7 protein-coding genes are annotated in these 6,932 nt (G+C 39.2%); 2 read left to right on the top strand and 5 right to left on the bottom strand.

The window, feature by feature from the left end:
* Positions 1-116: 116 nt before the first annotated feature.
* Complete coding sequence (locus ACEN33_RS11475) at positions 117-320, top strand: helix-turn-helix transcriptional regulator (protein ID WP_407095149.1); 204 nt, start codon at positions 117-119, stop codon at positions 318-320.
* A 208-nt stretch (positions 321-528) separates the two neighbouring features.
* Here ACEN33_RS11475 and ACEN33_RS11480 read toward each other — a convergent pair whose 3' ends face one another.
* The 4 genes from ACEN33_RS11480 to ACEN33_RS11495 all read right to left on the bottom strand — a co-directional run bounded on the left by ACEN33_RS11480 (position 529) and on the right by ACEN33_RS11495 (position 4,063).
* Complete coding sequence (locus ACEN33_RS11480) at positions 529-1,104, bottom strand: xanthine phosphoribosyltransferase (protein WP_407095147.1); 576 nt, start codon at positions 1,102-1,104, stop codon at positions 529-531.
* Position 1,105: 1 nt separating this feature from the next.
* Positions 1,106-2,410 carry a nucleobase:cation symporter-2 family protein gene (locus ACEN33_RS11485; protein WP_338486985.1) on the bottom strand — a complete coding sequence of 435 codons (1,305 nt, stop codon included), beginning with the start codon at positions 2,408-2,410 and terminating at the stop codon, positions 1,106-1,108.
* Between the two features lie 190 nt (positions 2,411-2,600).
* Complete coding sequence (locus ACEN33_RS11490) at positions 2,601-3,617, bottom strand: CehA/McbA family metallohydrolase (protein WP_138405405.1); 1,017 nt, start codon at positions 3,615-3,617, stop codon at positions 2,601-2,603.
* Positions 3,614-4,063: a hypothetical protein gene (locus tag ACEN33_RS11495; protein ID WP_407095148.1), complete on the bottom strand. Its 450-nt coding sequence runs from the start codon at positions 4,061-4,063 to the stop codon at positions 3,614-3,616. Before ACEN33_RS11495 ends, ACEN33_RS11490 begins: the two co-directional genes overlap by 4 nt.
* Before the next feature lie 407 nt (positions 4,064-4,470).
* Between ACEN33_RS11495 and brnQ the strand changes: the two genes are divergently transcribed.
* A complete protein-coding gene (brnQ, locus tag ACEN33_RS11500) occupies positions 4,471-5,826 on the top strand; it encodes a branched-chain amino acid transport system II carrier protein (protein ID WP_138405403.1) in 1,356 nt (451 codons plus the stop codon).
* A gap of 75 nt (positions 5,827-5,901) precedes the next feature.
* On the opposite strand, the gene ACEN33_RS11505 is transcribed toward brnQ, so the two are convergent.
* Entirely contained in the window at positions 5,902-6,657 is a 756-nt protein-coding gene (locus tag ACEN33_RS11505) for a hypothetical protein (protein WP_138405402.1), read from the bottom strand.
* Positions 6,658-6,932 lie beyond the last annotated feature (275 nt).

The following is a 6,932-nucleotide window of genomic DNA, read 5'->3' on the forward strand; positions in this document are numbered from 1 at the left end:
CATCCGTGGTAAGATGGGTGTAGGTCATTTGTGGTCACTCCTTTGTATTCTTTGGTCGGAATTACAAGTTGAGTGTACCACAAATGGCTGTTTTAGTTGTCTAGCTTAATTTTACAATCGGCGTATTAAAAAATAACTTAAAGAAAGCCCGCACAGAAAAGGGTTACTCCCAAGCCGCCTTGGCCAAAGAAATCGGAGTATCACGCAATACCATCAGCTCTATTGAAACCGGCCAATTCAACCCCACAGCCAAACTGGCCCTGATCTTATGCATCGCACTTGACCAAAAATTCGAGGACTTGTTTTATTTTGATGTGTGATTGCGCCTACTCTGAATAATGAGACGCGGTTATGCAGACTAGCGGGGTTTACTCTGCACAATGGGACGCGGTTATGCAGACTAGCGAGCTTTACTCTGCAATATGAGAAGCGGTATTGAAGAAAGATCTCGCTACCTCCACAAGTAAAAGCCTGCAGTCAAGTTGATTCCACAAATCAACTTGGCTGCAGGCTTTTATCTAATTATAACTATTCTCCTATAAAAATCACTTGGCCATTTTCAAAACGCTCAATCATCGCTTGGCTGTAGACATCGTAGCCTTGGTCGCGGTATTTTTGTCCGCCACCTTGGAAGACTTTCTCAATTGCGATACCAACGCCTTCTACGGTTGCACCGGCTTGTTGGCATAGGTCGAACATGCCTTTTAAGGCTTCACCTTTAGCTAAAAAGTCGTCGATAATAAGGACGTGGTCATCTTCTGTTAGGAAGCTTTTAGCGACATTGATATTGTAACGCTTGTTCTTTGTATATGAGATAACCTCACTAGTGTAAACATCTTTACCTAGCGTTAAAGATTCAATCTTTTTAGCGAATAAGACTGGCACTTTGAAGTATTGGGCTGCACCGAAAGCGACCGCAATCCCTGATACTTCAAGGGTTAGGATTTTATTGATGGGTTTATCTTTAAAGTGTTGGTAGAAGTCTTCACCCATCGCCATCATTAAGTCTGTGTCAATCATATGGTTCAAAAATGAGTCCACTTTTAATATGTCATCTCCGAGTACACGACCGACGTTGAGGATTTTATCTTCTAATAACTTCATATTACTCACCTTTCGATTCTTTTAAGACAATATTCAAGATTAAAGCAGCTAAAGTACCTGTTGAGATACCTGATGATAAGATCATCTGAACAGCTTGTGGTAAGCCACTTAGGATGTCTGGGCGTACAGTTACACCAATTCCTAAGGCGAAGGCCACTGAGATAATTAATAATTCACGGTCCCCTAAGTGAACTTGAGATAACGTCTTGATACCTTGAGCGGCAACCAGTCCGAACATAATCACACCTACACCACCTAGAACAGGTTGAGGCATGACAGCTATCAATGCACTTAATTTAGGGAAAATACCTAAGATTGTCAAGAAAATACCCGCCAAGATCATCACGCGACGGCTAGCAACCTTAGTCAAAGTAATTAATCCTACGTTTTGTGAGAAAGCGGTATTTGGACCGGCTCCAAATAGTCCTGAGATCATTGATCCCACGCCATCACATAGTACGCCACCTTGAAGACCTTCGCTAGAAATCTTCTCACCTGAAGCTTCCCCGATTGCAATCATAATTCCGAAAGTACCAATCGTTGATACAAGATAGGCTGGAACGAAAGCAAGCGTTGATGCTAAGTCAAAATGCACACCATAACGTAAAATACTTGGAAGAGCAATCCAATCAGCTGCATACACTTCAGTTAAGTCAACCATGCCTAATGGAATACAGATAATGTAACCCACAATCATTCCAATAAATACTGAAGCCGTGCTCCAGATGCCTTTACCAAAATGGTTCAAGAATAAAGTGAATACCATTACAGCAAAAGCTACGGTCAAGTTACGCAGTGACCCATAATCCGATGCACCAACACCTCCAGCTGCCCAATCCATACTCACTGGAAGTAAGGTAATACCAATCAGAGCAACAACCGTCCCGGTAATTAATGGTGGGAAGAAGCGAGTTAACGGCTTAATAAAACGACTTAAAATAATTTCAACAAATGATCCCGCAATCGTTGCACCAACAATCCCAGCAATCCCAAACTGCGACCCCACGCTAATCGCTGGATTCACAAAGGTAAAGTCCGTTCCCATCATCCCTGACACACGTGCCCCAATCGGTCCAAGCCCTTTAGACTGAAGAATCGTCGTTAGACCTGACACAAAGATTGTCGCACTCACCATAAATGACGTCTCTTCAACTGAGAAACCTAAGGCAGCACTAACGACTAATGGGACCGCAATAATCCCTGCAAAAGCCGCTAAAATATGTTGCCAAGCTAAGACAACGGCAACTGATGTGGGTGGTACGTCTTCAATTTTATATTTTACTAATTGTTCCTTTGTATTTTCCATGATACACCTCGCTTGTAATGATTAATTGAATTTAACACAATCTGCCCCGAACGTTAATCAAAGGTCGAATAATTCATAACAAAAACTTTTGAATGTTCGACTTTAGTGACACTGACAAAACTCTATACAAAAAAAGTTCAATATTGAAGAGACAGTCAACCTACCACCCACAACATTGAACTTGTAAGACTTACTTAATATAGATAGGATTCCCAACAACAACTGGCGTTGCCTTGATTCCACGAAAGTCCGCGCGAATATCAAAGCGCACGTAACCCTTGGCTAAATCTTGCGTCAAAGGAATCTCAATCTCCCAAGGTGAATCTAATAATTTTAGAGGCTCACTTTGGTATATCACTTCTTCATTATTCCATATCGTCATATAGGCATTCTCAACCGCAAACTGCGTCAAATCATGCAATTCAGTGGGTTCAACCCTTACTTGAATCTGACCTTCACTATAGTCTTCCGACTCCACCCGGTCACCGATGTGATAACTCCGAGTAACGTCTTTTGCTTGTAATTGAAACTCCACGACAGCTCCTAATGTCACATAAAATTGACCTTGACCCAGGGATGCTTTGAAATTCTCAGCCGTTAGCTCAGACTCAGGTATATCAAGATAAGTCACGCCCATATTAGCATCTAACGTGTCAGGCCGATGCCAATCGCGACCAGCAGAGCAAGAAATCTCATAACCTTTCTTCAATTTATCTACCCAAAAATCATAAGCTAAGATCGATTCTGATTTATCCTGCGGCTGGTTACTATTCCAAATCTCGATATAATTAACCAAATTATAGTCTTTCACTTGATAATCCCAATGGCACCCCGTACAAATAGGACTACCCATATCGAAAGGATGGGCAATCCCCACTAGCCCGTTAGCCGCTTGGACTTCTGCCATGTATTTATCAATGGTATTCGGGGTTGCTTCACGCCAGTCAACGTCGTAATCCGCATCATGAACTAACATATGGCCAAAGTAAGTTGTCCATTCAATCCCGTGTAATGTAACTAGTTCTCCATCCTTAACAGCCGGCACTATAGGCATCTCTGAGTAACCTGCTGATGTGTTATGATCAGTTAGAATAAGTCCTTTATACCCAAAAGATACGGCAGATTCAACTAAGTCCTTTACCGTAAATTGGCCATCACTATGAATGGTATGTGAGTGAACTTCGACTGGAAATTGGTATGCTGTCATTTTATCGCCTCAATTCGGATATTTGCCTCAACTTCTTTACTCGCAATACAATGACAATTTAACTGTAATTCCCAATCAGCAGGTTCAGCTTCTACAGGCCAAAATCCAAAACTGGCTGTTTCATTATTAATTGTAATTTCTTGATCATTGCTTTTATTGTGATGTGCTCCTAAGTACTTGCCATTCTTTGATAATGATAACGTGATTAATTTATCAATCGGTAAATGATCATATGCTAAGCGCTTTGCACTCGCAAAATCAGCTTGGTCGTATTTTCTTAAGGCATCTTCAACTTGCCTTCTGGCAACATCGTCCTTGCTTTTATCCGGATTGTAACTGAAATGAATGATTAATTCTGAATATTTATTTTTAATTTCAAAAGGGATTTTTATATTTGTTTGTGTATCATACTCACCTAATATTAAATCTAATTCAAAAATGCTCATAGTGTCCTCCTTAGAATGAAGTAATAACAAAAGAAACTGCAACCTTAGTTCCAGCTCCTTTCTCGATACTCTGTTGAATTAGCTTACTTCTCTTTTATATGCTGTAGAGCAACTCAAAAATGTATTGTGCAAAGCATCTTCGATCGACTTAGCTATAAAATGAGATTACCATACGCTTGTAAATTTAATATCAAATTTAAGTAAAGTTAGTGTAAACTCCATGACGCCTAATATTAATTTTATGTAAATAAAACTAGATTGCCCACCTAATATTCGGTTGATTGTATCCATAATAAGCGCTTTTATATAAAACTCTGTTTCACCTTTTTTAAAAAACTATTGAAATATCTTCTTAATCCCATTACACTAGATTTTTATAAAACTATAACAATAGAAGTAGGTATATTATGAAACAACCAAAGTTAACACTTTCATTTAGGGAAACACTTGTTGTTGCTTCCTTATTATTTGGACTTTTCTTTGGGGCAGGAAATGTAATCTTTCCGGTTTCCCTTGGTCAAGCGGCAGGCGGATCAGTCTGGCCTGCAATCCTAGGCTTTAACATAACAGCTGTAGGTCTTCCTTTATTAGCAGTGATTTCTATGGGACTATCTCAAAGTGAGTCCGTGATTGATATGTCACAAAAGATATCTAAAGGGTACAGTTATTTCTTTACTGTTGCTTTATATTTGACCATCGGCCCATTTTTCGCGACACCACGTTTAGCTACTGTGTCTTATGAAGTCGGACTGTCTACTTTAATTCCTCAAGAATTTAATACACTATCTTTATTTATATATTCATTGATTTTTTATTCAATTGTTTTATATTTCTCATTACGTCCTAGTGGGATTTTAGATTGGATTGGACGATACTTGAATCCACTTTTCTTAGTTTTACTAACAATTATTCTCATTAGAGCCTTTACTTCCGGTGATCCTTTAATTGGAGGTGCGGCCTCTGTCGAAACATATCAAACTGTTCCTTTTTCAACGGGACTGCTTGAAGGTTACAATACGATGGATGGTTTAGCTGGTTTAGCTTTTGGAATTATAATTATTAAATCCATTCGTCAAATTGGAGTTACGGAACCGACCCGTTTAGCTTCTGAGACTGTTAAAAGTGGGATTTTTAGTTTAGCGGTCATGGCTTTAATTTATCTTTGCCTAGCGCTCTTAGGGACTCAAAGTCTTAATTTTGCGGAAGTTGCCCCTAATGGTGGAGTGGCGATGTCGATAATTACTCAACATTACTTTGGTCTGTTTGGACAAATTCTACTTGCAGGTGTGATGGCTGTGGCGTGTTTGAAGACGGCGATTGGACTGGTTGTTGCTTTAGCGGAAACCTTTGCGGACTTGTTCCCGAGCTTTGTTACTCAACGGGTTTGGACAATCATTGCGACACTGATGGCCTTTTTAGTGGCAAATATTGGCTTAGATTTAATCATCTCGTATTCAACACCTGTCTTGATGTTGCTTTACCCATTAGCCATTACTTTAATCCTTTTACATCTACTCGAGCCCGTAATTAAAAGCCAGACAATCTACCGTAGTGTCACATTCTTTACATTACTTGCGGCGCTGTTTGATATGGTGGCTGCCTTACCACAGCCTTTATATCAATGGTTCCAAGCAGATATGTTTGTCAATTTTGCAAACTCATTCTTGCCTTTCTTTAGTATTGGCTTTGGTTGGGTCGTCCCTGCTTTAGTTGGCTTTATTGTCGGTTTAATCCTTACGAAGATGCAACCACAACCAAATTAGTTCATACACAAAGAAACCCCGTCTATACCGTCATTTTAGCGGTATAAACGGGGTTAAATTTTTGTCTATAGATAACTATTGTTCGGTCGGTTCTGAAATTGAACCTGTCATAACGACTGCTTGCATTGGATCAATGTGTTTCACTTGATAAACTACATTGTCTTCTTGCCAAACAACCGTATTATCTTCGTACGTCTCGCCTTCTGCTGGGCTTAATCTCACTTGCCCTACGCTCGAAGGTTCAGGTAAGTAGACTTCTTCAAGATATTTAACAACCGATTCTGCTAAAGGTACTGGATTTTCTTCGTTCATATTATTCGCTTGAATTAACAGACTCCAATTGCCTTCTTTCCAGTTTAAATACGTTGAACCGGCTGCACCTTGCAAGTAGCCCGTAATATCATAACCTAAATCAACTTCGTCCCCTTGTAAATCTAAGACTTGATTGACTGCTTCAATGGCTGCTTCTTCTGTTCGATAGGTCGTTTTAGTTAAAGATGCTATTGGTGTTAAACGATTGACTGCAGAGTCATTCACTTCGAAGGGTGTGTCTTCTGCATAATAAAAAATATTGAAGTTATCTTGATCATCTACACCTGTCGTGGCAGCAGTAACATATTCAGGTAAATCAGCCGTCAACACGTAAGTTGGCAACGTATCTTCAGGATACATCTCAGCTAAGGTTGACACAACTGATTGCGCATGTTCTTTTGGCGTTTCTGACTCAGCCGTAACTATTTGTTCCGTTATACCAAATTCCGTATTAGGCATAATCATGTGTGGGAGTGTCAATGCTGTTACTAATACAACAGATTTAATTAATCGTTTCATCAGCTTTCGCCTCCTATAAATTCATTTTACTCCTTCTATAAACAAAGTACTATTGATAACCACTCGTACCTATCTAGTTTCTATACTAATTCATGATTGTATTTGCTATAGTTACAAAGATTTTTAGCAAATAAATTACTTGTATTAGCCTGAATAATTCATACTTTTAAATATTGAGTTATTCTAGTCGTTATTTTTCAATTTTGGATCACTTTATCGAAATTAAAATATTTTAATCGATTTTCTAAGCTAAAGAAAAACTTTTTAGTCTCATC

This window comes from Ruoffia sp. FAM 24228, assembly GCF_045528575.1.
Taxonomy (GTDB): domain Bacteria; phylum Bacillota; class Bacilli; order Lactobacillales; family Aerococcaceae; genus Ruoffia; species Ruoffia halotolerans.